Source organism: Glutamicibacter sp. AGC46, assembly GCF_053543715.1.
The window spans coordinates 353,044-379,938 of record NZ_JBLVOJ010000011.1; the positions used below are offsets into that span (position 1 = coordinate 353,044).

Genomic DNA, 26,895 nt, shown 5'->3' on the forward strand with positions numbered 1-26,895 from the left:
CGTGATTCTGGGCCGGTTGTGCGTTAAGGCGGCCATCGGGGAATGCGGTCCCGGGAACTTCAGGGATATCGCCTGCCAGCGACTGCGATCGGAGAATTTGGTGTCCTGCAGCCGAAGAATTGCGTTTTCGCGGGGCTCAGCGATCCTGAGCATCGAGCCGTGATGGGTGCTTCGCCGTTGACGAATACCGCTTCTCACGGCGCCTGCAGTGGCAGTAGGCTGGCAACAACGAATCGCATCACTTCGACACACGCGTGAGGACTTAATGATGAGCGCCTACCCTGCCAACCTGTTAGAAGCACTACGTGCAGAACCGGGCGTGAAGCTTTCAGAGCGCGCAACCAAGGATGCTGATTGGTGGCCCGGGGACGCCCCGCAGGATAAGAAGGCCGCCGAGAAGCGCATGGTGCAGCTGGCTGAACTGCTCTCGGATCTGCAAGAGAGGCTCTTCGCCGCCTCGGTAGCTGGCGGACAAGGCCCAGCAGTCCTGCTCATTTTGCAGGGAATGGATACGTCCGGCAAGGGAGGGACTGTTCGCCACGTCCTTGGCATGCTGGATCCGCAGGGCGTCAAGCACCATGCCTTCAAGGCGCCAACCGAGGAAGAAGCAGCCCATGACTTCCTCTGGCGCATCACCAGGCAATTGCCCGCCGGGGGACTAGTGGGAGTCTTTGACCGTTCCCACTATGAAGACGTTCTGGTCGCCAAAGTGAAGGGCTTCGCCACCCCGGATGCGGTCGAGTCCCGCTACGGGAAAATAGTCGACTTCGAGAAGCAGCTGATCGAGCAGGGCATCCACCCGATCAAGGTGATGCTGCATATCAGCCGAGAAGAACAATTCGAGCGCCTCTCGGCACGCCTGGAGCGTGCCGACAAGCATTGGAAGTATTCGCCGGGCGATGTCGATGATCGCCTGCTGTGGGATGACTTCCAGTCCGCCTACGAGGTGGCGATTAACCGCACCGATAACCAGGGCGCACCATGGCATATCGTTCCCGCTGACCAGAAGTGGAAGGCCCGCTTGTGCGTCGCTGAGCTGCTGCTGGCTACCCTGGAGCGTGTCGCTCCGGACTGGCCCGTTGCCACCTTCGATGTGGAGCAGGAGAAGGCCCGGCTGGCGGCCGCGAAGTAGGTCCGGGTGAGGACAGGCTATTCGCCGGCGGCCTGCTCGTGCTTGGCGCGGGCCTGCTCCAGACGCTGAGAGACACCGTTGAGCCAGTTCTCACAGTGGGCTGCCAGTGCTTCGCCACGCTCCCACAATGCCAGCGAGGCTTCCAGCGCAACTCCGCCGGTCTCGAGCTGGTTGACCACGGCCAGCAGTTCTTCGCGAGCCTGCTCGTAGGAAAGCTTGGCAATGTCGTCAGGGATTTGTGCAGTCATGATTACTCCAAATTGGTATTCGTGGTGATTAGCTTGCGTTGTCGCCGGCAGGGAGGGATTCAAGGGTTCGTGCAACCAGCTGCCCGGAAGCCACCCGGATGAGCACCTTGCTGTCTGCTGGCGCCTGGGCTGCCTCGCGCACGATGCTTCCGTCCTCCAGCTGGGTGACCGAATAGCCGCGGTCCAGGGTCTGCTGCGGAGACAGGGCACGCATCTGGTTCTTCAGATGGTTGATCTCGTCGTTGGCACGCATCACGCGGTGGCGCAGCAGATCCGTCGAGCGCTGCTTCCAGCGCTCCAGGTCTTCGGCACGGGAGGTGACCATCACCTGCGGGTTGGCCAGCACCGGGCGTTCGCGCACCGAGGCCAGCAGCTGGGCTTCGCGCTGGAGAAGATTGTTGATGGAACGGTCCAAGCGGCTGCGGGCGATTTCCAAGCCGGCGAATTCTTCTTGCAGATCCGGGACAATGCGCTTGGCTGCATCGGTGGGGGTCGACGCGCGAAGATCGGCCACATCGTCCAGGATCGGGCGGTCCGCTTCGTGGCCGATGGCCGAAACCACCGGCGTCTGGGCGGCGAAGACCGCACGCACCAGATCCTCATTGGAGAAGGGCAAGAGGTCTTCCAGGGCCCCGCCGCCACGGGCGATGACGATGACATCGATGTCCGGGTCCGCATCCAGCTGCTGCAGGGCTGCGATGACCTGGTTGGCGGCATCCATTCCCTGCACGGCGGTATTGATGACCTTGAATTGCACGGATGGCCAGCGCAGGCTGGCATTGCGCAGCACGTCCTTCTCCGCATCCGAATCACGCCCGGTAATCAGGCCGATGCGGTGGGGAAGAACCGGCAGCGGGCGCTTGTGCTCAGGGGAGAAGAGGCCTTCTGCTCCCAGCGCCTGGCGCAATCGTTCCAGGCGCACCAGCAGCTCGCCCAAGCCAACTGGGCGCAGGTCCGTGGCATTCAAGGAAAGCCGGCCGGTCTTGGCGTAGAAGCTCGGTTTCACCTGGGCCACCACGCGGGAGCCCACCTGCGGGGTGGCATCCAGCTTGCGCATCGTCGAGGCCCAAATGGTCACCGAGAAAGAGAAGTCCGCATCGACATCGCGCAGGGTGAGGTAGGCGTGGCCGTTGCGCACATTGGCTTCCAGCAACTGGCCTTCAACCCAAACCACCGGAGAGTTCTCGATATGGATTTTCAGCTTCTCCGAGAGCAGCCGCAGCGGCCAAGGATTGTCCGCGGTGGTCTGCCCGGCGGTCGCCGGCAAACTGGCGGGGGCTTGGGGATCCATCGGTGCCGCTCCTTGGAAAGTCGAATCTCTGGTGCATCTGTGAGACTACCGCATGGCACCGACGGCTGGCCGGATCCCCGGGGGCTGGGGCTAGGCCGCGGCAGGTGGAGCGCAGGTATCGCAATGGGCGATTTTCATACCCGATTGGCCCCGCAAGACCCGGGGAAACGGGGTTTTCCAACGATTGGGACAAGCCTGCCTGCGGGCATTGCGAGGGGCAATGTGCGGGTGGACACTATTGAGCATTGGGGAAGCACTCGAGAAGGATGCAGGGCCATGCATGGGGCATTGGGGAATAAGAATATTGCGCGTTCGGGGTGGACTTGGGTGGCAGCGCTCAGCTTGCTGGCCGGTTCCATTCCGCTCTCCGCCGCGGCCTCGATGCCCACGCTGGCGGCTGCGGCAGCGCCGGCCGCAACGGTGCAGGTTGCCAGTGCCATATCCATCGACTTGCCGGTCCGGGTGCGCACCACGGCGGATCTGAATATGCGCACCGGCGCCTCGACCAGTTACCGGATCCTGGTGCAGATACCCACGGGGACCTCGGTTCCGGTATCCGGGCGTGCCTCCAACGGCTGGTACAAGGTCAGCTACAACGGGTACACCGGGTACGTCAGCGGCTACTACGTGGTCGCCGCTTCGGTGCGCACGCTCGATGACCTGAATCTGCGCACCGGCACATCCACCAGCTACCGGGTCCTGCTGAGCATCCCGAAAGGGAAGACGGTTCCCGCCTACGCCCGCGCCTCCAACGGATGGTACAAGGCCAGTTACGGAGGGTACACCGGCTGGGTCAGCGGCAGCTACGTGACCACCTATCCGAAGCCGCCCTCCGCCCCGCAGTCCACCGGTCCCAACCGGACATCGAGGGTGGTGCTCACCTTCGATGACTGCCCGCGCACGCTGAGCGCCTTCACCTCGGTGATGGATTACGCCGCCAGCAGCAACATCGGCCTGGTGATCGCTCCCACCGGCGATTGCCTCGGCTCGTTCAAGTCGCGCTACGGCGTGGACCTGGCCGCGCTGGCCCGGGCCAAGGGCCAATGGGTGATCAACCATTCGATCAGCCACCCGGATCTGCGCCCGCTGTCCTGCCAGCAGGCCGGTGCGCAACTGGGCGGCTCCGGAGTGCACACGAATTTCGGGCGCCCGCCTTTTGGAGCCATCGACGGTTCGGTGCGTTGCGGCTACGACAGCCGCGGGATGGCCATCTGGACCTGGTCCCGCGACACCCGCGACTGGGACGTGAAATCCAAGTCGATCACCATCTCGCGGGCCTCGGCCGCGGTGCCCGGGGACACCGTGCTGATGCACATGCAGTGGTACGGCTTCTCGCCCGATGCGCTGCGCCAGATCAAGGCGAACCTCGGCGCCCGCTCGGTGGGCGTGTGCCGGGCCTACCGCGGGTCCGATGGCACCGGCGCGGTGGTGCGCACCCCGGTGCTGCTGCCCAGTTCGCTGCCCTGCTGAACCGGCAAGCACCCTTCGGAGGCAGATCTCACAGTCCCCGGAGGGTGGCGCGCATCATATGAGCATGGGCTAACTTGCATGCACTTCGTAGACTAGAGATATGGCTACTTCCACTTCCACTACGGTCTCGCTGTCAATGCCTCGGATCCCGCGGGTGCGCCGCACTCCGGCCGAGATTGCAGCTGCCTCCCCAACGGTCACCGAGCGCAAGGTCCTGCTGGCCGCTCCTCGCGGCTACTGCGCAGGCGTGGACCGGGCAGTGGTTGCCGTTGAAAAGGCGCTGGAGCACTACGGCCCGCCGGTGTACGTGCGCAAGCAGATCGTGCACAACCTGCACGTGGTCTCCGAGTTGGAATCCCGCGGAGCGATTTTCGTCGAGGAGAACGAGGAAGTGCCCGAGGGCGCCCTGGTGGTTTTCTCCGCCCACGGCGTCTCCCCGGCCGTGGTGCAGTCCGCGGCGGACCGCAACCTGCAGACCATCGATGCCACCTGCCCGCTGGTCACGAAGGTGCACCGCGAAGCCGTGCGCTTCGCCAAGAACGACTACGAGATCCTGCTGATCGGCCACGAAGGCCATGAAGAGGTCGAGGGCACCTACGGCGAGGCCCCGGAAGTCACCACCATCGTGAACAACCCCGAGGAAGCCGACACCGTCCAGGTGAAGAACCCGGACAAGCTGATCTGGCTCTCGCAGACCACCCTGAGCGTGGACGAGACCATGGAAACCGTGCGCCGGCTGCGCGAGCGCTTCCCGAACCTGCAGGATCCACCCAGCGATGACATCTGCTACGCAACCACCAACCGCCAGGCCGCGATCAAGAACATTGCGCCGCAGTCGGATCTGGTGATCGTGGTCGGTTCGGCGAACTCCTCGAACTCGGTGCGCCTGGTCGAGGTGGCACTGGACCACGGGGCAAAGGCTTCCTACCGCGTGGACTTCGCCAACGAAGTGGACGAGGCCTGGTTCGAGGGCGTCTCCACCGTCGGCGTGACCTCCGGTGCCTCGGTGCCAGAGGTGCTGGTCCGCGAAGTCGTGGCGCTGCTGGCAGAGTACGGCTTCACCGACGTTTCCGAGGTTACCACCGCGCAGGAAGACATCATCTTCTCGCTGCCCAAGGAAATCCGCGGAAAGCTCAAGGAAGCCGGGGACGAGGAACGTGCCCTGGGCGGACACGCCCGCCCGCAGGCCTGATTTCTCCATAAGAATTCAAGCGCCAGTACAACATTGCGCGCTCATCACTAGTAAAAGGTAGAATTTCCTCCCGTGGCTCTTACTATCGGAATCGTCGGACTGCCAAACGTCGGCAAGTCCACCATGTTCAACGCGCTGACCCGTGCCCAGGTGCTGGCAGCCAACTACCCGTTCGCAACCATCGAACCCAATGTGGGTGTCGTGCCGTTGCCTGACTCGCGGCTGAAGGTGCTCGCCGGAATCTTCAATTCCGAGCGCATCCTGCCTGCGACCGTCTCCTTCGTGGATATCGCCGGCATCGTCAAGGGCGCTTCGGAAGGCGAAGGCCTAGGCAATAAGTTCCTGGCGACCATCCGCGAAGCTGATGCGATCTGCCAGGTCACCCGCGCATTCGTGAATGACGACGTGATCCATGTGAACGGCAAGGTGGACCCGGCCTCGGATATCGAGACCATCGCTACCGAGCTGATCCTCGCGGACCTGCAGACCATCGAGAACCAGCTGCCTCGCCTGGAAAAGGAACTGCGCACCAAGAAGATCGAGAAGTCGTTCCTGGACGCAGTGCTCAACGCGCAGAAGGTGCTCGAAGAAGGCATCACCTTGTTCGCCGCCGCGAAGACCAAGGGCGTGGACCTTGAAGAGCTCGCGCCGATGCAGCTGATGACCACCAAGCCATTCATCTACGTGTTCAACACCGATGAGGCTGGCCTGGCCGATACCGAGATGCAGGCCAAGCTCTCCGAGCTGGTTGCCCCTGCCGAGGCGATCTTCCTGGATGCCCAGTTCGAATCCGAACTGGCTGAACTGGAAGAAGACGAAGCGGCCGAAATGATGGAAGATGCCGGCATCGTCGAGTCCGGTCTGGGCAAGCTGGCCCGCGTCGGCTTCGACACCCTGGGCCTGCAGACCTACCTGACCGCTGGCCCGAAGGAAACCCGCGCATGGACCATCGCCAAGGGCGCCACCGCGCCTGAGGCAGCCGGTGTCATCCACACCGACTTCCAGCGCGGCTTCATCAAGGCCGAGGTCATCGGCTTCGAAGACCTCGTTGCCGCTGGTTCGGTGGCTAATGCCAAGTCTGCGGGCAAGGCCCGCATCGAAGGCAAGGAATACATCATGAAGGATGGCGACGTCGTGGAGTTCCGCTTCAACGTGTAGTCGCGTTCCGCTTCAATGTCCCGCTCGAGTGCCCGGATCTCCCTGTGGAGATCCGGGCACTTGATCTATGTGCGACCAGCAGGCGAGTCGCCGTGCCTGGGACTACCGAAATGTTCGGCTGATCGCGCTGCCGGTCTGGAACAGGGTGATCCACACCAGGAACTTCTGGACTGGACGCAGCGGCCATGCGACAAGTCCTCGCCGCCCTTGGCGTCGCGACCAGGACCTGCTGATCCGCAGCTGTGTGCCACCGGTCGCGTTCGCCAAGGTGAATTCAGTCAGAATCGAATTACCCTGCGCGACGTCGGGATAGCCAAAGCTCCATGCGATCCTGTCCGGTTGGTGAATTGCGATGAGCTCAACACTGCGTCGACGAAACTGAGGTTTGATCTTCACAGGTTTGCCGTCTGGATAGATTGCGGGTGCCGTGCCCTCCCAGACCGTACCCGGCGTCGCTTCTTGACCGGTCTGGTCGAGGGTGCCGATGCTCGGTTCCCACTCGGGGATACGTGCGGGATATGTGAGGAACACCCACACTTCGTCCAGTGGCGCGGATACGAAAGTCTCAATCGTTCCCGTGGTCCGCCCCTTCACTTTCGCTGCGAAGGGCATGGACTTCATAGAGGGCGAGTCGGCCCGATCGAGGCCTTCGATGAGCGCATCGGATGTCGTGCCAAGGCGGCCGAGGATATCCGGGATCAGGCCGCTGGGCTCTGCGACGAGTTCCCGGAGAACGGCGGCAGCGTCGCCCGACTTGCCTTTGCTGCTGGATTTCGCGATGAGGTCCCGAGCGGGACGAGTCCACTCGTACCCATCCGTCTCATGGAACACGATGCGCCCGGCCTCGGGGAACGACGCCTCGATGCCGAGTGAAGCCAGCTGTGCATCACGTTGGTCCTCGACGGCGAGACGGGCGCTGTCAATGTCGATACCCAGCTCGCGCAGTGCGCGGCCGGCAGACTGGTCGTTGATGACCAATGCGAGGAACAGGTGGTCGATGTCGGCTTCGCGGAGCCCGAGCCGGGATGCTTCCTCCATGGCGGCCAGGGAAAGCGATTGGCTGGTCTGAGCGGCGCGGACGAGTTTGTTCATCTGTTCCTCCTGGGTGTCGAGATCGCGGGGTCAATTCTTTTGGAGTGCTTCTTGTGGGCAGCTTGTCGCGTCACTCCGAGCGCGTCGGCGATCTCCTGCCAACTCATGCCCGAACGCAACGCGGCCTCGACCTGCCGAAGTTCCAAGGTGTCCGCAAGCACGCGCAAGGACGCTACGGCCCGCAATCCTGCTTTCGGGTCGCTGGTATCGGCTGCTACTGTTGCGATCCGCGGAGACTCCATGTCGTCAACCTATGTTGCTAAGTGGCCGGATGTCAACCTGGGTTGCCTATTTGCTCGGCGAGTTTGGTGTTCGCAGGGCCAAGAGAGGGTCGACGCTTCGGGGATTCGCCGGGTACTGAGAGGTTGGTAAGAGCGGCGACGTGGTGGAGTTTAGATTTTCGAACTAGAGTGCGGACTTGAGAACAGCCCAGAAGCGCGCTTCCGGGCCTGTCGAGCCCGGACGCTCTTCAAGCATCAGCCTGAGCGCGGTTGAGCCCCATGGAGACATACGCGGAGAACCCCGCTCGCTTCGCGAACTTGATGCGTCGCCGCTGTGTCTCGGTGAAGCCGAGCTTGGCGTACAGCCCGAGGGCGGGGGTGTTGGTGTCCTTGATGTCGCGCAGCACGAACTTGTCGGAGGGCAGTTCCAGGAGCCGGCGCATCAGCGCAGTGGCTACGCCTTTGCCCTGATGCTGCGGCGCTGTCGTGACGAACGCAATCTCCGTCAGACCGGTGCGGGCACCGTCATAGGCCCCCGTGAATCGACTGCGGATGATCCGATAGCTGATCATGCCGTGTATTGGACCGAGCACGCGCTGGAGCTCGCGCCGATCCGGCTCGAAGCACTCCTGCTCGCCTTCGGTGACGACCGCGACCGCGGCGGGCTCGCCGTCGACGAGCGCGACGTGGAAGCGCTCCAGGATGAGCATCGGGGCGAACGCGTCGGCAAGCACACCGGGGTCCTTGGAGAAGAACGCGAAATCCTCGGCGAACCCTTGCGTGAGAACTTCAGCGATCCTGTGCCGATACCCCTCACCCAGTTCGTCTGCGCGCGCGACTTCGATCTTCATCGGGGTCCTCCTGTGAACATTCGTAGGATCAGCTCGACATCGGGCTCCGCAAATCCCTCCCGAAGAGCAACGTGCATCGTCGTTATACCGGCAAGCATGGCGAAGTAGTGAGAAGTCATTCGGGTTGGGTCTCCCGCGGTGAATTGGCCTGCGGCCTGGCCTCGACTGATGAGCAAGGCGAAGGCCCGCCAGAGCGTCCCCTGCGTTGCGGCCAGTCGCGCCGCAGTCCCCTCAGGAGTGTCCGTCGAGAAGCCCTGGTTGATCACCATGTAGAACTCGGCCGCGCCGTTGTTCGCTGCGAGGTCTGCCACGTATACCTCGGTGAAGGATCGGATCATGGAGAGCGGATCCCCTTCGGTCGAGAGCTGAACGGCGACAGCCTCGAGCCCGCGTGAGGCCTGATCGATTAGTTCATCGAACAGTCCTTCCTTGCTCGCATAGTGCCGGTAGATCGACCCAGTGCTGATCCCCGCCTCGACGGCGATCTGACGCATGTTCGTGGCCGCGAAACCACGGTGCGCGAAGACCCGGACGGCGGCCGTCTCCACAGCAGCGCGTGTGGCTGAACGCAACGCTTCATTCTGTTCCGTCGTCCGCGGCACGAAGATCCTTTCAATGAATTTCTGTTCATTTTATGCTTCGATCGCAGACGGCACAACTCTGTGCTCTTCCTGGGCTGGTGCCCGCGAGGTGCCAGGTGGTCGGTGGATTGATTCGTGGCACCGGTTCGGCACCCAGCGGTTGGTAGTGCCGGAACTCGGTGGAGTTCCGCTTCAACGTGCAATTCTCATGTCTCAATCGCCCTCGATTTCTTTTGGAGCCGGGGGTGATTTTTTGCCTCGTGCCATTGATTCATCACGAAGTGGCGCCGGAAGGAAAGCTCCTCCACATTAGCGATGCCGTTCAAGGTGCATGGGCCTTTTCCCTTATGGGGCAACGCCGCAAGCAGGCTGAGGAACCAGGCCCCGCGTTGCGGCGATTTAACCGACGGTCTGGGAGCCGGATCCGCGCGGCAATCCGGACGAACTCCGCCCTGCGCTCTAGAGCTCTTACTTGGGTGGAGCCCGGAAGCGCGATTAGGGACCTGTTGAGTTCATGGGCACTCAAGTATCGGCCTGAGCTCCCTGCGGCCACTGCCCGCGGCGCGCAAGGAGCTGCCCTGCCGATCATGCCCCGCAGAGGACGGGATTCTCCGGCGCCTTGTGCGTGCGGAAGTCAGGCGCGATCCATCGCGTCGATGTATCGCGTCAGCGCGTCGCGGTTCTGCTGGAGCAGGACGATGCGCTCGGCCAGCTTGTCGCGCTGTTCGACGAGCATCGCGCGCAGTTCGGGATCGGGATCGGCAACGATCGTGCTGCCAATGTCGTTCAGGCACGGCAGCATGTCGCGGATGATCCGGGTGGGGACCCCTGAGTCGAGCAGCCTGCGGATTTTCAGCACGCGCTGCACGAGATATTCGTCGTAATCGCGGTACCCGTTCTCCAGCCGCAGCGGCGTGATGAGTCCCTGCTCCTCGTAGTACCGGAGCATGCGCGTGGGCACCCCAGTTCGATTGGCCAGCTCGCCGATCCGCATTCCAGTTCTCCTTCACATCCATGTCAAGGATACGGGTCGGAACCGCCTCCCGGCCACGGCAGCTCTCCGCGAATCCGCCCGCAGGCTGCGCGCAGTCGGCCTTGGCGCCAGAGTCCGCGGACCTGCAGGCACGGTAATTTGACCTTTACATGGATGTCAATCTTCGATGATGGTTCCATGAACATGGAACAACGCAAGATGATTCTCGGCTTGGCGCTGACTGACGGCTACGGCACCCTGCCCGGTGCCTGGCGCGCACCGCACGTCGACCCCGGAAACTACTCGAAGATCGATGCGAACATTCGCTACGCCCAAGCCGCCGAGCGTGGTGGCTTCTCGTTCGTATTCACGCCCGACTTCCCGGCCGTGCGGGGCAGCCTGGAGCATTCGACCGTCAGCAACATCATGGATCCTCTCATGGAGGCGGCCGCGATCTCGCAAGCGACGAACAACATCGGTTTCGTGCTCACGGGGTCCACAACGTTCCAGGAACCGTTCAACACGGCCCGGCAGTTCAAGACGCTGGACATCATGAGCCGTGGCCGCGCCGGCTGGAACGCCGTCACGACGAGCGACCAGCTCGTCGCGTCGAACTACGGCAAGCCCGTCGCGGACCGTGCCGAGCGATACCAGCGCGCCCATGAATCGATCCAGATCGTGCAGTCGCTCTGGGGCAGCTGGGAGATGGATGCCTGGATCAAGGACCAGGAATCGGGCCGCTTCATCGACCCCGCGAAGCTGCAGCCGATCAACCTCAGCGGCGAGTACGTCGCGTCCCGCGGGCCGCTCGCGTTGCCGCCGTCGGAGCAAGGCCAGCCCGTCGTCTTCACCTCGGGAGGACCGAGCCCGCATCTGCTCGAGCTGGCGGGGCGCTATGCGAGCGGCTTCATCACGGAGGTGTGGACGATCGACGAGGCTCGCGCTGCGCGCAGGGCGCTGCGCCGGGCCGCCGAGGAAGCTGGCCGCAACCCCGACGACGTGAAGTTCATCGTCGGCATCATGACCACAGTGTCCCCAACGGTACGTGAAGGGCTCGACCGGCGCCTGTCGATGTCAGGCAAGGTCATGGAGGCGCGCCTGCCGCACCTCAGCGCGATGATCGGTGTGCCGATCCTGTCCGAGCGCATCGACAAGCCGCTCACGCCCGAACAGCTGGCCAGCGCTCACGCCTCACCGCAGGACCCGCGCTCCGGGATCGCGCTCAAGGTGGCGCGCGAGGGGTGGTCGCCGCGCGACATCCTCGCGCACGGCGTGATCGACTACCATCCCGTGACCGTAGGGCCGGGAACGGTGCACGCCGATCACCTGCAGGAATGGTTCGTGGCCGGTGCCGCCGACGGCTTCTGGCTGTCGCCCGATGTCTATGAGGACGGCGTTGACGCGTTCGTCGACGAGGTCGTGCCGATCCTGCGCGAACGCGGCCTCTATCCCGAGGACTACGTGGGATCCACGTTGCGCGAGAACCTCGGCGTCCCCGGCCAGTACGGACTCGGCGAATGGCTGAAGTAATCACGTCTGATCGGATGCCTGCGAACTCGCTCGTGCTGGTGCCGCTGGTCGCGCCGCTCGTCTGATTGCGGGTCGTGAGAGCCGAGGTTGGCCTGTGCCGGAACCTCGTGGAGTCCAGGGATAATGTATAGTCGCGTTCCACGCTGACTACTGGATGAGCTGCGCCAGACAGAGGGCAGGATCCGCGCATTGGTGCGGGACACGGGCAAGGGAAATATGGCAGGAGACAGGAATCCATATCGCACGCATACTCCTGATACTTGAAGCAGTTACCGGAATCCAAAAGGAGGCCTGTCGTTGACGCGAGCAGACGATTCGAGCGAAGCCACGATACTTGAAACTGCGCTGGAGATTGTTGCGCACGCAGAACTGGCAGAACAAGATGCCGCAGAGCTTCGCAGACTGTTCGATGCCGAGTACCTGCGGGATGCCGGCATCTGGGATCCGGATCTGCCATATGGCTATGCCCCGCATGATTTCCACATCATGGCCCGGTGCAAAGGCGAGCTTGTCGGCCATGTCGGGTGGGCGCGACGCACGATCGGTGTGGGAGGCCGCGGCCTTGTCGTTGCAGGTGTGGGTGGAGTGCTGGTTTCCGAGCGCGCGCGGGGCCGCGGCCTAGGCGGGATCCTGATGAATCTCGTGGCTTCGTCGATGGTTGATGCCGGCGGGATTGCGTTCGGCTATCTCGGTTGCCGCGAGGAGGTGGCCGCTTTCTACAGCTCGTGCGGATGGACTCGGATTTCCGCTGCCGAGCGTTCGATTAGCCGTGGAGGCCACGCAATTTACGACCCGCCGGGCCAACCTCTGCTTATTCTGCCCATCGAGTCCCAGCTTGCTTCCTGGCCAGAAGGTGAAGTCGACCTTCGCGGGCGGGCGTGGTGACGCCCAAGCGGTATCCTGCGCAGGATATGACCGGGCTTGGCGATAGCCCGGGCTATTTTTCACGGTCGATGTTGTCTATCCCCACAGCTCAACATACCGTTGGAAGAAATAGGACCGAGCGCTAGGGAAGTGGAGGCAGATCGAATGAGGAAACTTCCCAAGGTAGCCTGGCTACGAGTCTCGGTGTACCTTGGCATCTCGATTTTGGGGCTGGCCTTGTTCCTTGCGTGCTATTGCATGATTTCCGGCCGGTCGCTCGCCGAGGCTCTTGGCAGCTTCTGGATCGCGATAGCAATTGCTCTTGCTACATCCGCTATCACTGCGGTCCGCGACCAACGGCAAGACACTGGAACCGAGTATTCCGAGCCGGAACTATAGCCCCTGCCTTTCGGCTGGTTCAGTTGGAAGGCTTAGTTGCGATGCCGTCGAGCCACAGAACATCTGATTCGTCATTGTGCTTGCCTCCGGATCCAACGTGCTTGCTAGCGATAGTCGGTCCCTTTTAAATGACATGGACCATCGCCATGCCGTGGCCCCGGCCCAGCTGGTAGTCCTCCTTGAGCCATGCCAGAATCTCTGCTGCTTTGACCCCTTCTTGGCTAAGGCCTTTCTCACGGGCGATCTCGATCAACTGGCGAGCAGTGAGCCCGGTCTTCATTTCTATGGTGTCCAGATAGGCTTGAAATGACATGGAGAAACCTCTCGAAGGCATGAATAGGTGCCTCGAATACTAGACCTAATCCCACGCCGCGCATAGAAGTAGTAGCCGGAGGATGCCACGCGGCCAGCGCACGAGAACCACGGTGTGCTCCACGACTGGCATCCTTGCGGCCTTCCGCGTCTAATCGCCACCAGTGATGGCGCCCTGATCAGCAGCAACCAGGCTGGTTGAAATGACCCGCAGGCAAGTAAAGACGCATGCCTCGGGACAGCGGAGAACGGCTGCCCGCAAGTGCTGAAGCCTAGTTCCGTCCGCTGAATTCCAACGTGTAATTCTCCGCCGTTGGCAGGTGCCCGGGATCGTCTTCAAACGACATGTAATCGACTGAATGCAGGTATCCGGCAACAACCCAGAGATCCAGATGCCCCAGCTCCTTGCCATCTTTTGAAACGAGAACAGTGGAGAATGGGCCACCACCATGCCGGACGCTTTGGCAATCGAGTTTGCTTGTGAAGGAAATCGAGAAGCACTCGCATTCTTTGAACTGGTAGCCGCCCCAACGCGCAAACTTCAGTTGCTGTCGAGCCTTTGCTGATTCAGCATCTGTGCCGCTGCAGAGCAAGGCCAGCAGCTATAGTTCAGCAGGTCGAAGTTCTCCGCCTGGGACTCGCTTAGGTCGGTTATCCATGGGGACAGCCTATATTGCCCTGTGACTAGGAATTGCATCGCTACGTTCCTAGAGCAGCAGCATCGAAGAAGCTACCTCGGGGATCGCCGAAGACGGAATGGCAGTTGAAGCGTTTTCAAGGACGAGCAAGGAAGCGTTCGGGATTTCTTCGGCTAGCACTATGCCGTTGCCGACGGGGAAAAACGGATCCTTTGCACCGTGAACCACCAAGGTGGGGATATCGAGCTCGGACAGCCGCTCGCGCCAGCGCGGAGTGCAGTCCAGCTTGGAAAAGACGATCCCGATTTGGTTTGCCAGATGGGCTTCTGCCTCTGCGCTTGCCGTACGGTCCCAGATGCGGGAGGCCAAGTCCATGGCAACTTCTGGATCATTGCCTAGAATTTGCGAACCCTCGGCGGAGAATTGGGCAACGGCCGCGCGGTCTGCCCAATCCGGCATAGGGCGGGAAAACAGCTTGCCCATGGTTGCCTGGTCATGATCTGGCAAATCTTTGTCTACCGGTCCGGGAGCTACTGGTCGTGTGCCTATCAGCGTCAGGGCGCCAAATGATTCGGGATGATCCAGCGCCGCAATCTGCGCGATCATGCCGCTGACTCCGATACCGGCTACATGCGCTGGACGGCTATCCAGTAATCTGGCCAGCGCTGCGGCATCAGAGGCCAGATCGCGCAGGTTGTATTCGGGTTTCATCGGGTTCCCGGCCGTTGATTCACCGCAATCCCGCAGGTCGTAGCGAACCACATGGCGCCCGCCAGCGGCCAGGGCCTGGCACAGGGCATCTGGCCAAGCAAGCATGGTGGTTCCGCCGATGAGGAGAACCAATGGATCACTTTTGCTGCCGAAGGATTCGGCACCGAGCTCCACACCGTTGGCTTCAACCGTTCCCATGCGCGACCTGCCTTTGCTATCAGAATCCAAGGATGGCTTGCCTGCCGCCTTGAGGTCAATAGGAATCGGAGTTCTAGAAGAGCGGCCAGGGCACGGCGGGCATCTGCCCCCTATGAGCAGGGAAGTGCCCTTCGCTGCGCAGGGTAGCGCAGCGCTCGGCGAGCGCCGCGATTTCTTCATCGGCTAGCAGCTGGGACAGTTCTTGGCCAAGTTCTGCGTCCAGGGCATCGCTGACCGTCCGGAGGCCGGCCAGTTCTTCTTCACCCAGCGGTTGGCCAACCCAACCCCAAAGCACGGTGCGCAGCTTGTGCTCTGCGTTGAAGCAGAGCCCATGATCGACTCCGTAGCGGTGGCTACCTGGCATGGCTAGAATGTGGTCGCCCTTGCGGTCTGCGTTGTTGACCAGTGCATCGAAGACCGCCATGCGCCGCAGCACAGGTGTATCCTCGTGGATCAACGTCATCTGCTGCCCCGATTCATCCTGCCCATGCAGAATGGTCTTCCAACCGCCAGCTGGCACCATGTCCGCGGCTACGATGTCTACTGGGCGCTGTCCTCGATCAACTTCTTGCCATAGCTGCACCATGCCTTCGCCAAACTGCCCTTCGCGCAGCCAAGTGCGCGGGACGAGGTTCCAGCCCAGGGCTTCAGATACGAGGAAGGCGGCAACTTCGCGGTATGCGAGGGTGCCATGGGGAAAATCCCAGAGGGGTTTCTCGCCAGCAATGGGCTTGTAGACCACGCTGTTCTCGCCGATGCTGCCCAGGAAAGTTGCATTGGAGGCGGTGGTGATGCGGCCGGTGAGTTCCAGCTGCGCGGTCAGCAGATCGGGCGAGCTCATTCGCCAGTCTCATCTTTGCAAGTATGCCCATCCGGATCAATCGGATAACCGCAGTTGGCGCACATAGGCCGCCCAGCAGCCACGATCTCATGGGTGCGCATGGCGAAAGCGCGTGCAGTGCCTACGGGCATGCGCACGCGCATCAGCGCGCCCGGTCCATCTGGATCAAAGTCGGCTTCATCTTCTTCGTTCAAGGAGAAGGCTTCCAGAACTACCTGCGCTACGGTGGCATCCCATCCGAGATTCATGGAACCCACCCGGAAGGACTCGTTGACTTCTTCCAGCGGATCGTTGTCAACCAGTTCCACCGGAGTATGTTCGGGAACGCTGAAGGGGTTGCCCTTGACGGTGGAGAGCTGATCGAGAATCTCGTCAATCATCTCGGCAACCACCGCGGCTTGCTGTTTTTCCAAGGCGATGCTGGACAGTTCCTTGCCGGCTCTTGCCTGGAGGTAGAAGGTGCGGGACCCGGGCTCGCCGATGGTGCCAATGACAATGCGGTCTGGCCAATTGAATTCGTTGACTGTTGCCGTCATTTCGCTCTCCTTAGTGTCCTGCTCCGCCGCCGACTGGGGCATCGGTTGTCTTGATTCCTGGGGCTAGCCAGGAGAGGTCTCCGGCGTCGGTGTTGATGGAATACACGCGAGGCGCACCGGTCCCGTAGTGCACAATTGATGCGGAAGCCGGGCCCACATTCAGTCGCTGGAACAGATCCAAATGCATTCCCAGCGCGTCAGCCAGTACCGACTTGATGATATCGCCATGGCTGAAGGCCGCCCATACCGCTCCGGCACCATGCTCGGCCTCGATGGCCGCGTCATGGCGCCTGATGGCTGCTACTGCCCGGGATTGCATTCCGGCCATGGATTCGCCATCCGGGAAGGTCACCGAGGACGGAGCTGACTGCACTGCTTTCCAGAGGTCTTCGGCGGCCAAGTCCTGCAGCGTGCGGCCTTGCCACTGGCCGTAGTCGCATTCCGAGAGTTCGGGTTCAATCAGCAATTGCGCCGCTGGGCTTTGCCGCTGCATGGCGAACTCCGCCGTCTGCACACAGCGTTCCAGCGGGCTTGAGACAACGCCAGCCAAGGGGAGCGCTGCTAGGCGTTCGGCGGTACGAATCGCCTGTTCTTCGCCGGTTTGGTCGAGGAATACTGAGGGGGTGCGTCCGGCCAGTACGCCGGTGGCGTTGGCGGTAGTGCGTCCGTGCCGCACAAGGATTACTGTGGCCATGAACCCAGCCTAGTCATGGAGATGGTGGCAAGCGACTCCTGGGCTGAAAACAGGACCGGGGCTTCGAAGAGCCCGGCAGGTTCTGGAGGTGCGGTACCTTCACCCGTTGCACCCTTGCTGCAACGCGAGGGTCAGGGCTGATCATTGGTTCGCCGAGCGAACGCTATGGCTCGATGAGCGCCGGGCGAGGTGTGAGTTCAGTCCTCATAACAGCGCCTTTGTTCGTACCGGCTCACGGCATCGGGGTACCATGAAAGTTGGCCAATTCGGGGCGGCAGCTCCCGGAAGTCCCTTGCAAATGACTCGTCGAAAGCGGCGACGCCATGATCCACCACTGGATGTGGCCTTATAAACGGAGTGATAATTCTTGTCTGGAGTCCTCCAGCAGCCAGCGTCAGAACAGCGGTCTGATTCCAAGACACGCACCATCCTTGTCGACGGCGAGCATGCTGGCCGGCGGATCGAGAAGTTCCTCCGGGTCCAGCTCAAGACGGTGCCCGCCGGGCAGCTTTTCCGGCTGATGCGCAAAGGGCAACTGCGTGTTAACGGCAAGAAAGTCCAGGAAGGCTACCGGCTAGCCGTAAACGACCAGATCACGCTGCCGGCGCTATATGCAGAACAGGGCGTGGCACCAGCCTTCGATGTCCCGGCACCATTGCTCAATCGGCTACGCAACTGCGTCCTGCACGAAGACCGGGACGTCCTGGTGATTGACAAGCCTGCCGGCGTCGCCGTGCACCGGGGAACCGATGTTCCTGCGGGGGTTATCGAAGCTTTCCGCCAGTTGCGCCCCGAGCTGCCGGACCTGGAATTGAGCCACCGGCTGGATCGCGATACTTCCGGGCTGCTGGTGTTGGCGAAGACCCCGAGCATGCTGCGCTACCTGCATGAGATGCTTCGGGAGAGCGAAGAGGAGATAGAACGCCACTACCTTGCGCTCGTTGCAGGGCATTGGAGCGAAAAGACCGAAACGATCCACTCGCCGCTGCTGCGCCGTGCCGACAAGGTCGTGGTTGATCCGAACGGTCAGCGAGCCGAAACCCATGTCACCGTGAAGCAGCGCGTAGGCCAGCGCGCCACCATTCTGGATGTGCAGCTGATGACCGGACGCAAGCACCAGATCCGGGTCCACCTGCAAAGCGAAGGCCATCCGATTGCAGGAGACGACCGGTATGGCTTCGCGAAGTTCAACCGCCGCGTCGAACAGCTTGGGGGGCGCGGGCTGTTCCTGCATGCGACTAAGCTGGTGATTCCCAAGCCCGACGGCCAGGAACTGGTGATCGAGGCACCCATGCCGCAGCGCTGGAAGCAGTTGCTGAAGGCAGGGCTATAGCCCGAGCAAGGCTGGCAAGAGGGGAAAAGATGGCTGAAGGACCCTGGAAGCACGTTGCCGAGGGAGTATTCCAGCGCAGATATGATCCGTTGGATATTACCGTGGGAGCGGTGCACGGCGGGCAAGGCGTGACGATCATCGATACCCGCAACAACGCACCCGAAGCACAAGAAATCCTTGACGAAGCCACAACGCAATTCGGACTGCCGATCGTTGCCGTGATCAACACCCACGCGCATTATGACCACACCTTCGGCAACCAGCTCTTTGCCCAGCGGGGAATCCCGATTTACGGCCATCACCGGATCCCCGCGCACTTCGAGCAGTTCGAGAAGCCCCGGCTTGAAATGGTGCAGCGCTCGCCGGAAATCGAGCCTGAAATGAATTGGGGCGGTGTAACGCTGACGCCGCCTAGCCACTTGCTGGCCGAACCCTGCACGGCAAATCTAGGCGGACGGGAAGTTGAACTGATCCCGCTGGGTGCTGGGCATACCGACACCGACCTTGCGATCCATATTCCTGATGCCAAGGCATGGTTCCTTGGCGACATCATCGAGCAGTCTGGTCCACCGATGTTCGGCTCGGACGCCTATCCGATGAAGTGGCCTGTGGTGCTCCAATCCCTGCTAGCGCGCATCCAGCCGGGAGACGTGATTGTTCCAGGCCATGGAGAGCCCGTCGACCGGGAATTCGTCGTTCGGCAAATGCACTGCTTCGAGCTGCTCGCCACGACCCTGGGTTCGGCTCATGAGAACGGTGCGGCAATCACGGACATTGCGTTCCCTGCAGAGCTGCAAGAACTGTGGCCTGCCGATTTCCTTCTCGAAGCTGCCAAGGATGCCTACGCGCAGCTGCCGGGTAACGCGAAGGAATCAAGAAAGCGCGGCGATTGAAGCCAGAGCACTAAATGACCTCATGGCCGGCACGCGCCTGAGGGCAGCGGCGGAATGGGCGAAATGTCAGTATTCGTTCTTGATCACGAAGTACGAGCCGCGGATGGTCCCTGCAAGCTTGGACTTCTGGCGGGCGAACTTGAACTTCCCTTCCAGCTCGCTGGGCACAGCCATGCCATCGGAAAGCTTGAAGCCCACGGCGCGCTTCTCGCTGGGATCCAGGCCGTAGAGAACATTGATGGATAAGCCGGACTCGTAGAAGACATAGGCGCGCTTGGCGCCATCCGCCTCGAACACAGCTGCCTGCAATGGCTTCGATGCGATGTGCAAGTCGCGTTCCTGCGCCAGAATCGTGTGCACCCAAGCTATGGCTTCCCTAGCGTCGTCTGCTTGCTCCACGGCAAAGTCGTGGTTGAACTTGTTCTTCAGATAGCGCGCTTCGTTGGCGCGCAAGCCTGCCAGCGCGTCAGCAACAGGCGAAGTCTCAAGACCGTGGGTGGATACGTCTTTGAAATCGACAAGGTATGGCATGGGCATCCCTTCCGGCGTTGGCCCCGTGGATTCGGTAATTCGTTGTTATCGTACTCCGCGAAGCTAGCCGAAGGCACTGAATCCGGTCAGATCCCTGCCGAGGATCAACGCCTGCACAGACTCGGTTCCCTCATAGGTATGCAAGGCTTCGATATCGCCGAAATGGCGAATCACGTGATTTTCCAGCAAGATTCCATTGCCGCCGAGCAGGTCGCGGGCGGTGGCTGCCACCCGGCGGGCAGCCCTGGTGTTGTGGTACTTCAGCAGCGAAGCTTGCGTGTCTTTCAACCGGCCGGCAGCCTGGGCGCCGGCCACGGCCACGCACTGCAACTGCATATTGGTGATTTCGGCGAGCATCTGCGCCAACCGTTCCTGCACCATCTGGTGCGCGCCCAGGGGTTTGCCGAACTGCGTGCGCTGCTTGGCGTACTGCAGGGCCGCTTCGAAGACGAACTGGGCATGGCCTAGCGCCGACCAGCCAACATTCACCCGGGTTTCAACCAGCGCCCGCGAGACATCCTTGAATGCGCCGGCCCCGGTGAGCCTGGCGGATTCTGGAACGCGAACGTCCGTGAGCCGGATCTCTGCCTGTTCGATCGCGCGAAGCACGCCCTTGCCGCGCACCGGGGAAGCCTCGTAGCCAGGGGCCTGCTGGTCGAGAATGAACCCCTTGACCCGGGAGTCGGCGACGTCGCGTGCCCACACAATGGTGATGCCTCCGGCGGCTCCATTGCCGATCCATTTCTTGTGTCCATTGATGATCCAGTGATCTCCATCGCGCCGGGCACTGGAATCCAGGCCAACAGAGTCCGAGCCATGATGCGGCTCGCTGAGGGCGAAACCACCGAGCAGCTCACCGGAGGCCACGGGTTCCAGATACCTCTCCTGCTGTTCGGGGCTGCCGAAGAATTTCAGGCTGCGCAGCACCAGGCCGCCCTGCACCGCGGCGGCCGCGGCCATCGAACCGTCCGCGCGCGAAAGCTCCATGGCCACTAGGCCCGCGGCCAGCGGGGACAAGTGGGCATGGCCTGGAATCTCAAGACCGTCGGTGAACAAATCGAGTTCGCCCATACGGCGAACCAGATCCAGCGGATAATGCGCGTTCTCCCAATGCTGGTTGATGCTGGGCAGGATCTCTTCTCCGTAGTGCCGGGCGCGGGCCCAATGCTTGCGATCCTCGTCGGTGGCAGCATCGAAGGTGGATAGATAATCGATGTCCAAAGCCGAGGCCAGGTCGTAGGGTGCCCATGGGTCCCGGGTCACTGGGCGCCGCCCGAAGTCTTGTTGCGTTCGGCACGCAGCTGGCGCTTGAGCAATTTGCCCGATTGGTTGCGGGGCAGCTGTGCGGCAAAGTCCACGCGCTTGGGAACCTTGTAGTGCGCCAGCTTGGACTTGACGTGCTCGCGCACCTCTTCGGCGGTGAGCGTGGCGCCGGCCTTGAGCACAATGACCGCGGTCACCGCCTCGATCCAGCGTTCATCATCGATGCCCACCACCGCGACTTCCGCAACTTCGGGCAATTCGTAGATGCAGTCCTCCACTTCGCGCGGGGCTACCAGCACCCCACCGGTATTGATGACGTCCTTGATGCGATCCACCACCTGGATGTAGCCGCCCTGGTCCTTGACCACTTGGTCCCCGGAGCGGAACCAGCCGTCGGCAAATGCCTGCTCGGTTTCCGCCGGCTTGTTCCAGTAGCCGCTCATGACCTGTGCAGAACGGTATTGGATCTCGCCGGGCTCACCGGCATCGGCGAGCTTCCCCTCGGCGGTCATCACGCGCGCTTCGATGAAGAACACCGGGCGGCCGCAGGACGCGGGGCGTGCATCGTGCTCCTCGGGGCGCAGCACCGTGCACAACGGGCCGAGCTCGGACTGGCCAAAGCAGTTGTAGAACCCGATCTGCGGATAGCGGTCGCGCAAGCGGGCCAGCACGGTCACCGGCATGATCGAGGCACCGTACTGCGCCTTGGCCAGCGAGCCCAGGTCGCGGGTGTCCAGATCCGGGTGATTGCTCAGAGGCACCCAGACGGTGGGGGCCAAGAACAGCGAGCCGATGCGTTCGGCTTCCACACGGTCCAGAATTTCGCCGATATCGGGTTTGGCGAGCAAACGGATGCTGGCACCCAATGACAGATAGGGAAGCAGGAACACGTGCATGGCCGCCGAGTGGTAGAGCGGCATCGCGATCAGGGGCCGGTCCGTGCCCTCCAGATCCAGGGCGATAATGGCTGAGACGTACTGGGCCACCAGCGCCGAATGGGTCATCATTGCGCCCTTGGGTGCCGAGGTGGTTCCGGAGGTATAGAGCAGCTGGGCCAGATCCGTGCCGGCCACCGCAGCTCCAGGCGGCGCGGCCTCCACGCTTTCATCCATCGCCGTTTCCAGCACGCTGGTGCTGTTTCCGGTTCCGGGCAGCAGCGGCCAAACATCCTTGACTGCCTGCAGGCCGCCGGCATCGCGCAGTTCCTGGACCAGTTCGAGGCGGGACTCATCGGCGATGACCAGTGCGGCCCCGGAATCGTGCAGCAGGTAGCGCAACTCGTCGCCCCTGAGCGCGAAGTTCACCGGCACGTGGACCAGCCCGGCACTGGCGCAGGCGAGGAACAAGATGGCATAGGCGTCGCTGTTCGCTGCATAGGCAGCAACTCGCGAACCGGCCGGCAGGCCTGCCTGCCGCAACCGGGCAGTCACCCGATTCACCCCGTCGGCCAGCTGGCTGTAGGTCCAGTTCCGTTCCCCGAAGGCCAGAGCATTGTCCGCGGAGCAGCGGGCCACCGAGCGGCGCAGCAGCGCGCCAATGGTGTTCTGGTCATCGGAATTCATCGCCGAGGTGGCGCGCAATGCACTCATGGTAGTTTCCTTTGCGGCGGGTGCGGGTAGCTAGAGGCGTTCGATGATGGTGACGTTGGCTTGGCCGCCGCCCTCGCACATGGTCTGCAGGCCGAAGCGGGTATCGCTGCGTTCGAGCTCATGGAGCAAGGAGGTCATCAGCCGTGCACCGGTGGCACCGATGGGGTGGCCCAGGGCGATGGCGCCGCCATTGACGTTGACCTTGGACATGTCGGCGCCGGTTTCCTGCTGCCAGGCAAGCACTACCGCGGCGAAGGCCTCATTGATTTCAATGCGGTCCATGTCTTCGATGCCCATCCCGGCGCGTGCCAGGGCATGCTTGGTGGCGCGGATCGGGGCCGAAAGCATCATGACCGGGTCATCGCCTCGGGCCGAGATGTGGTGGATGCGGGCGCGGGGTTTCAGCCCATAGCGTTTGACCGCGGCCTCGGAAGCAATGAGCAGCATCGCGGCGCCGTCAGACATCTGCGATGCTGTGGCTGCCGTATGCGCGCCGCCTTCGGCAATCGGTGCCAATGACTGCATCTTGGCACGGTCCACGGGGCGTGGCCCCTCATCTGCAGCCAGGGAATCCAAAGCAAGGATCTCGCGGTCGAAGTATCCTTGCGCCTGGGCGTTCAATGCCCGCTCATGGGAGGCCGCAGCGAAGTCCTCTAGCTGGGTGCGGGTGAGGCTCCAGCGTTCTGCCATCATCTCTGCGCCGCGGAACTGCGAGATTTCCTGCTCGCCGTAGCGCGACGCCCACAGCGTGGAGCCGGTGTAGGGATCGGGGAAGCCGAAGTCCTTGGCGGCGGAGTTGGAATAGGACAGTGGAATGCTCGACATGGACTGGACGCCACCGGCAACCACGAGGTCGCTGCTTCCGCTCATGACTGCTTGGGCCGCGTAGGAGATCGCCTGCTGCCCGGAGCCGCACTGGCGTTCTACCGTTGTCCCGGGGACGTGTTCGGAAAGGCCGGCGGCCAACCATGCGTTGCGGGCGATGTCCATGGCCTGGGGTCCCAGCTGGTCGATGCAGCCGAGGATGATCTCGTCGTATTGCTCGGAATCAATGTTGTTGCGGTTCACCAGTTCGGCCAGCGGCGCGGCGGCGAGATCCAGCGGATGCGTCTGCGCCAGAGACTTTCCCCGGCGTCCGACAGGTGTACGCAGCGCATCGATGATGTAGGCCTCGGGCATGGGCTCCTCCAGGAAGTTTTTGACAAGAAACGTCTGCTGAACCAACAATGCCCAATTCATCAATGGTTGTCTAGGTCACAATTGCCACGCTTGGCTTGGGAAAATGCCACTTGCGCCGGAGCCGCTCCCGACAAGTAGGGTTTGGCTGGGGAATATGATGCGGAACGAAAAATGGATGCGCGGGCGAAACGAGCCGGGAAATTGCCTGCGACCGGAATAGCGCCCAGTCCGGGTTCAGCGACCCCAACCCGGACCTGCTAAACGTCGCCGAGTCACGGGCACAAGACCGTCTGATCGTTTTTGCTTCGGGAAGCCTGCAGTCGATGCCGGGACTCATCCGGCCTCCGCTGGACCTGCGGTGCCCAAGGCCGCGGTCAACTCGTGGCGCGATTCCGGGGACTGCCAGGTGGAGACAGGGCATGGAAGTCAGGCAATTCGGTTCCGCGTTTTGCCAAGGCTGGCGTCCTGGAAGGTCAAAGCAGGAGCGTGGTGCCCTCGGTGTTGGCGCGAGTACTCGGCGTGGTGTCCGGCGAATTGAACACGCCTGATGGAAGTAGCTGCCAATGGGCGGGCTGTACCTAGGCAATGCAAGAATTGATGGAGCATGCTGTACCTTGACGGAAAACTCTGAGAACGGAACAGGCCCAAGTGAGCTTCGCTGACTATGATCCACGAATCATTGCGCTCTACGATACGGATAATCCCGACGGCCCGGATCATGACTATTACCGTGCCTTGGCGGCTGAAACCAAAGCGCACCGGATACTGGATCTGGGCTGCGGCACCGGCCTTTTGACGGTTACGCTTGCCATTACGCAAAGAACTGTCGTTGGGGTTGACCCCTCACCGGTAATGATGGACTACGCCAGGCAACGGCCCAACGCTGAGCGAGTCACATGGATTCACGGTGACGCTTCGGCAATCGACGGCGGGCCCTTTGACCTGATGGTGATGACCGGCAACGTAGCCCAGCACATCCCGGATCCGCAGTGGGCGCAAACTCTGGAACAACTACGCGCTGCCGCGGCGACCGGGGCCGTGCTGGCCTTTGAAAGCAGGAACCCATCGACTCGCGCCTGGGAGCAATGGAATGACGAAGAAGCCGCAACCCGGGACACGCAATTCGGTCCGCTGACCGAGTGGAGCGATGCGGAAGAAACCAGTCCTGCCCTCGTCAAACTACGCTTCCACAACAGGTTTGAGGAGACATGCGAAGTGCTGGTTGAGGAGCTGGACCTGGCTTTCCGCAGCGTCGAGCAGATCAGTGCAGATCTAGTTGCCGCAGGGTTCAGAGTTCGCGCAATTTGGGGTGACTGGCAGAAGAACCCCTTCAACGGAGAACAACCCCTGATGATCTTCGAAGCTGAAGCGATCAGGAAAGTGGCCGGGGAGACTGCTCATGGATAGGCAACCTTCCAAGTTGCCGGTTACCCTGCTTTCCATCGAGCATTCAGCTTGCCTGCAACGGCTGATGGAAAGCAACCCGGGATATTCGCAACGTGTCACCGGTGCCGGGCCTGCATCCGATGCCGCAATTCAGGCATTGAGCGCCCTGCCGCCGAAGGCGCAATCCGAGCAGAAAATTGATCTTGGCCTTTGGGAAGTCGAAGAACTGTCCGGATTCGCGGATCTGATTGTCGGCTGGCCGAGATCAGATACAGTCCACATCGGATTGCTCATGGTCGACGGCGCCAGGCAGGGACAAGGCCTGGGGAAGCGGATCCATGAAGCGGTGCTCACTATGATCCAGGATCATCCGTCAATCACCGCCTGCCGGATTTCGATTGTCGATACAAATGCCGCAGAAGCGGAACCGTTCTGGAAGAGCCTTGGCTATGTGCCTACCGGAGAAGCCAGCAACTATGCGGTGGGGGACAAGCAGTCATGCACACGCACGTGGTCGCGCCCGATCACCAGCATGAGGAAGGAGAACCTTGATGAGTAGGTCCCCGGACAACATTTTGCTGCACCTTCCAGCAGAGCAGGAGCAGCAAGTGCAGGAGATCTTTGCCCAGTTGGAGATGCGCGGCTTCCCCACCCAACACCAGACTCCACATATCACCATCACCTTTTCGCCCAGCATGAGCGAGATCGTGACGCAGCGGGCCGCAGAATTACTGCCTGCGCTTATCCCCGCGAGCTTCCAACGGGTGGGCACTATTGTCTTTGGCACGAAGCGCAAGCAGACGGTTGCGTGGCTGCTGGAAACCACGGATGCCTTGGAAATGGCAGCCCGGGAAATCAGCGCACTGAATCACGATGGACGCGGACCACGGTGGACCCCGCACCTGACCATGGGGTTGCGGCTGCCACGCGAAATTGTTCCCGACTATATCCGGGCACTTGATGAGCTGGCCTCAACACAGCTCAGGGAACTGAGTGCCTGCCGGGCAGCCTTGTGGAAGCCGCGAATACCCGAACTGACGCTCCTGGCCGGAGCAATGCAGCAGGAAAACCGCGACTAGTTGGCCGATGCCCCTTGCTCTTTGGCAGAAGCACGCATGATGCGCAGATAGCCGAACCCGACAAATAAATGCAGCACCGTACCGGCAGTCAAAATGGCTACGCCCGGGATTGCCAGCACCGAAAAATCGGGGATCCTGCCACACGCCACGCAGGCCAGCCCCAGCATCATGATGGCGGTGCGGATCTTTCCCAGCCGCGTGGAAGCCGGCGGGGAGCCCAGGCGCAAGAAGAAATAGGTGCACAGCAGGATCAGGTCAGTGATGAAAATGGCCAGGCCAACCCATACGGGGATCGCCCCATTGGCCACCAGGGCGATCGCGATAGCCACGATGCCCAAACGATCAGCTATGGGATCCAGCAGGACGCCCAGATGCGAAACCTGATTGAACTTGCGGGCAATAAACCCGTCAACCCAGTCGCTCAGGCCGAAGGCAAGAAGCAGAACCGCTGTCAGTGCCGGTTCGGTATCGGCCAGCAAATAGCCGACGATGGGAACCACCAGGAGAAAGCGAATAATCGTGATGGCGTTCGGAATCGTCGCCCACTCATGTTTGCGTACCGCGCGCGTTTCCACTGCTTTCCCCTTTCCCTTAGTTGAACGATGACGCACTGCGTCGCAATATACAAGGGTGCGGGGCATCTGGCCTGCAAATATGATCCGTCCAGCGTACCGGTGCAGGGAGATTGCTAACGAACTGCGGGGGGCCGC

The 26,895-nt window shown here is 61.9% G+C and carries 28 protein-coding genes and 1 pseudogene; 11 read left to right on the forward strand and 18 right to left on the reverse strand.

All coding sequences use genetic code 11. The features are described from left to right. Positions 1–268: 268 nt before the first annotated feature. Positions 269–1,132 carry a PPK2 family polyphosphate kinase gene (locus tag ACNPM8_RS06825; RefSeq protein ID WP_105657588.1) on the forward strand — a complete coding sequence of 288 codons (864 nt, stop codon included), beginning with the start codon at positions 269–271 and terminating at the stop codon, positions 1,130–1,132. A 17-nt stretch (positions 1,133–1,149) separates the two neighbouring features. Here the strand turns inward: ACNPM8_RS06825 and ACNPM8_RS06830 are convergent, their stop codons facing one another. Together ACNPM8_RS06830 and xseA are read right to left on the reverse strand one after the other, a co-directional pair. Further along, positions 1,150–1,380 (reverse strand): exodeoxyribonuclease VII small subunit, encoded by a 231-nt coding sequence (locus ACNPM8_RS06830; protein WP_105657587.1) that lies wholly within the window; start codon positions 1,378–1,380, stop codon positions 1,150–1,152. 28 nt (positions 1,381–1,408) lie between these two features. Beyond that, positions 1,409–2,671, reverse strand: coding sequence for an exodeoxyribonuclease VII large subunit (gene xseA, locus ACNPM8_RS06835; protein ID WP_332489171.1), 1,263 nt, complete (start codon positions 2,669–2,671; stop codon positions 1,409–1,411). Positions 2,672–2,947: 276 nt separating this feature from the next. Between xseA and ACNPM8_RS06840 the strand changes: the two genes are divergently transcribed. From ACNPM8_RS06840 to ychF, 3 genes are all read left to right on the forward strand, one after another. Further along, positions 2,948–4,141: an SH3 domain-containing protein gene (locus tag ACNPM8_RS06840; RefSeq protein WP_448939503.1), complete on the forward strand. Its 1,194-nt coding sequence runs from the start codon at positions 2,948–2,950 to the stop codon at positions 4,139–4,141. 100 nt (positions 4,142–4,241) lie between these two features. Further along, positions 4,242–5,333, forward strand: coding sequence for a 4-hydroxy-3-methylbut-2-enyl diphosphate reductase (locus ACNPM8_RS06845; protein ID WP_105657584.1), 1,092 nt, complete (start codon positions 4,242–4,244; stop codon positions 5,331–5,333). 72 nt (positions 5,334–5,405) lie between these two features. Further along, positions 5,406–6,491: a redox-regulated ATPase YchF gene (ychF, locus tag ACNPM8_RS06850; RefSeq protein WP_105657583.1), complete on the forward strand. Its 1,086-nt coding sequence runs from the start codon at positions 5,406–5,408 to the stop codon at positions 6,489–6,491. A gap of 102 nt (positions 6,492–6,593) precedes the next feature. On the opposite strand, the gene ACNPM8_RS06855 is transcribed toward ychF, so the two are convergent. The 5 genes from ACNPM8_RS06855 to ACNPM8_RS06875 all read right to left on the reverse strand — a co-directional run bounded on the left by ACNPM8_RS06855 (position 6,594) and on the right by ACNPM8_RS06875 (position 10,230). Next, on the reverse strand, positions 6,594–7,583 hold the full coding sequence (locus tag ACNPM8_RS06855; protein WP_448939504.1) for a Clp protease N-terminal domain-containing protein: 990 nt from the start codon (positions 7,581–7,583) through the stop codon (positions 6,594–6,596). Further along, positions 7,580–7,825 (reverse strand): hypothetical protein, encoded by a 246-nt coding sequence (locus ACNPM8_RS06860; RefSeq protein WP_015771057.1) that lies wholly within the window; start codon positions 7,823–7,825, stop codon positions 7,580–7,582. The genes ACNPM8_RS06855 and ACNPM8_RS06860 overlap by 4 nt, the downstream gene beginning before the upstream one ends. A gap of 227 nt (positions 7,826–8,052) precedes the next feature. After that, on the reverse strand, positions 8,053–8,655 hold the full coding sequence (locus ACNPM8_RS06865) for a GNAT family N-acetyltransferase (protein ID WP_448939505.1): 603 nt from the start codon (positions 8,653–8,655) through the stop codon (positions 8,053–8,055). Continuing rightward, positions 8,652–9,227: a TetR/AcrR family transcriptional regulator gene (locus ACNPM8_RS06870; protein WP_448939506.1), complete on the reverse strand. Its 576-nt coding sequence runs from the start codon at positions 9,225–9,227 to the stop codon at positions 8,652–8,654. The genes ACNPM8_RS06865 and ACNPM8_RS06870 overlap by 4 nt, the downstream gene beginning before the upstream one ends. A 643-nt stretch (positions 9,228–9,870) precedes the next feature. Then, positions 9,871–10,230, reverse strand: a complete 360-nt coding sequence (locus tag ACNPM8_RS06875; protein WP_448939507.1) for a MerR family transcriptional regulator — start codon at positions 10,228–10,230, stop codon at positions 9,871–9,873. A 177-nt stretch (positions 10,231–10,407) separates the two neighbouring features. Here ACNPM8_RS06875 and ACNPM8_RS06880 point away from each other — a divergent pair, with 177 nt between their 5' ends. Together ACNPM8_RS06880 and ACNPM8_RS06885 are read left to right on the forward strand one after the other, a co-directional pair. Beyond that, positions 10,408–11,739 carry an NtaA/DmoA family FMN-dependent monooxygenase gene (locus tag ACNPM8_RS06880; protein WP_448939508.1) on the forward strand — a complete coding sequence of 444 codons (1,332 nt, stop codon included), beginning with the start codon at positions 10,408–10,410 and terminating at the stop codon, positions 11,737–11,739. Positions 11,740–12,036: 297 nt separating this feature from the next. Then, on the forward strand, positions 12,037–12,624 hold the full coding sequence (locus tag ACNPM8_RS06885) for a GNAT family N-acetyltransferase (RefSeq protein WP_448939509.1): 588 nt from the start codon (positions 12,037–12,039) through the stop codon (positions 12,622–12,624). 397 nt (positions 12,625–13,021) lie between these two features. Here the strand turns inward: ACNPM8_RS06885 and ACNPM8_RS06890 are convergent. The 6 genes and pseudogenes from ACNPM8_RS06890 to ACNPM8_RS06915 form a co-directional block, all read right to left on the reverse strand. After that, positions 13,022–13,315: pseudogene (locus ACNPM8_RS06890) on the reverse strand (DUF4287 domain-containing protein). A gap of 271 nt (positions 13,316–13,586) precedes the next feature. Next, a complete protein-coding gene (locus ACNPM8_RS06895) occupies positions 13,587–13,907 on the reverse strand; it encodes a hypothetical protein (protein ID WP_448939510.1) in 321 nt (106 codons plus the stop codon). 114 nt (positions 13,908–14,021) lie between these two features. After that, complete coding sequence (locus ACNPM8_RS06900; protein ID WP_402470621.1) at positions 14,022–14,861, reverse strand: alpha/beta fold hydrolase; 840 nt, start codon at positions 14,859–14,861, stop codon at positions 14,022–14,024. 73 nt (positions 14,862–14,934) lie between these two features. Next, entirely contained in the window at positions 14,935–15,702 is a 768-nt protein-coding gene (locus tag ACNPM8_RS06905) for an SCO1664 family protein (protein WP_105657574.1), read from the reverse strand. Continuing rightward, complete coding sequence (locus ACNPM8_RS06910) at positions 15,699–16,238, reverse strand: DUF3090 domain-containing protein (protein WP_448939511.1); 540 nt, start codon at positions 16,236–16,238, stop codon at positions 15,699–15,701. The genes ACNPM8_RS06905 and ACNPM8_RS06910 overlap by 4 nt, the downstream gene beginning before the upstream one ends. A 10-nt stretch (positions 16,239–16,248) precedes the next feature. Then, a complete protein-coding gene (locus ACNPM8_RS06915) occupies positions 16,249–16,932 on the reverse strand; it encodes an MSMEG_4193 family putative phosphomutase (RefSeq protein ID WP_332727113.1) in 684 nt (227 codons plus the stop codon). A gap of 367 nt (positions 16,933–17,299) precedes the next feature. On the opposite strand from ACNPM8_RS06915, the gene ACNPM8_RS06920 reads away from it, so the two are divergent. Together ACNPM8_RS06920 and ACNPM8_RS06925 are read left to right on the forward strand one after the other, a co-directional pair. Beyond that, the gene (locus ACNPM8_RS06920; protein ID WP_402470628.1) at positions 17,300–18,265 is read left to right on the forward strand and encodes an RluA family pseudouridine synthase; all 966 of its coding nucleotides are present in this window, start codon (positions 17,300–17,302) and stop codon (positions 18,263–18,265) included. A gap of 29 nt (positions 18,266–18,294) precedes the next feature. Next, the gene (locus ACNPM8_RS06925) at positions 18,295–19,158 is read left to right on the forward strand and encodes an MBL fold metallo-hydrolase (protein WP_448939512.1); all 864 of its coding nucleotides are present in this window, start codon (positions 18,295–18,297) and stop codon (positions 19,156–19,158) included. A 66-nt stretch (positions 19,159–19,224) separates the two neighbouring features. Here ACNPM8_RS06925 and ACNPM8_RS06930 read toward each other — a convergent pair whose 3' ends face one another. From ACNPM8_RS06930 to ACNPM8_RS06945, 4 genes are all read right to left on the reverse strand, one after another. Continuing rightward, positions 19,225–19,689: a phage tail protein gene (locus ACNPM8_RS06930; RefSeq protein WP_448939513.1), complete on the reverse strand. Its 465-nt coding sequence runs from the start codon at positions 19,687–19,689 to the stop codon at positions 19,225–19,227. A 63-nt stretch (positions 19,690–19,752) separates the two neighbouring features. Then, positions 19,753–20,952 (reverse strand): acyl-CoA dehydrogenase family protein, encoded by a 1,200-nt coding sequence (locus ACNPM8_RS06935; RefSeq protein WP_448939514.1) that lies wholly within the window; start codon positions 20,950–20,952, stop codon positions 19,753–19,755. After that, positions 20,949–22,541 (reverse strand): fatty acyl-CoA synthetase, encoded by a 1,593-nt coding sequence (locus ACNPM8_RS06940; protein ID WP_448939515.1) that lies wholly within the window; start codon positions 22,539–22,541, stop codon positions 20,949–20,951. The genes ACNPM8_RS06935 and ACNPM8_RS06940 overlap by 4 nt, the downstream gene beginning before the upstream one ends. 30 nt (positions 22,542–22,571) lie before the next feature. Beyond that, the gene (locus ACNPM8_RS06945) at positions 22,572–23,720 is read right to left on the reverse strand and encodes an acetyl-CoA C-acetyltransferase (RefSeq protein ID WP_400288756.1); all 1,149 of its coding nucleotides are present in this window, start codon (positions 23,718–23,720) and stop codon (positions 22,572–22,574) included. Positions 23,721–24,368: 648 nt separating this feature from the next. Here ACNPM8_RS06945 and ACNPM8_RS06950 point away from each other — a divergent pair. The 3 genes from ACNPM8_RS06950 to ACNPM8_RS06960 are packed head-to-tail and all read left to right on the forward strand — an operon-like array spanning position 24,369 to position 26,185. After that, positions 24,369–25,127 (forward strand): class I SAM-dependent methyltransferase, encoded by a 759-nt coding sequence (locus tag ACNPM8_RS06950; protein ID WP_448939516.1) that lies wholly within the window; start codon positions 24,369–24,371, stop codon positions 25,125–25,127. Continuing rightward, entirely contained in the window at positions 25,120–25,665 is a 546-nt protein-coding gene (locus ACNPM8_RS06955) for a GNAT family N-acetyltransferase (protein WP_448939517.1), read from the forward strand. The genes ACNPM8_RS06950 and ACNPM8_RS06955 overlap by 8 nt, the downstream gene beginning before the upstream one ends. Further along, on the forward strand, positions 25,658–26,185 hold the full coding sequence (locus ACNPM8_RS06960) for a 2'-5' RNA ligase family protein (protein ID WP_400288405.1): 528 nt from the start codon (positions 25,658–25,660) through the stop codon (positions 26,183–26,185). Before ACNPM8_RS06955 ends, ACNPM8_RS06960 begins: the two co-directional genes overlap by 8 nt. Here ACNPM8_RS06960 and ACNPM8_RS06965 read toward each other — a convergent pair. Then, the coding region (locus ACNPM8_RS06965; protein WP_448939518.1) for a CDP-alcohol phosphatidyltransferase family protein at positions 26,182–26,895 on the reverse strand (714 nt) is incomplete at its 5' end. The genes ACNPM8_RS06960 and ACNPM8_RS06965 overlap by 4 nt on opposite strands.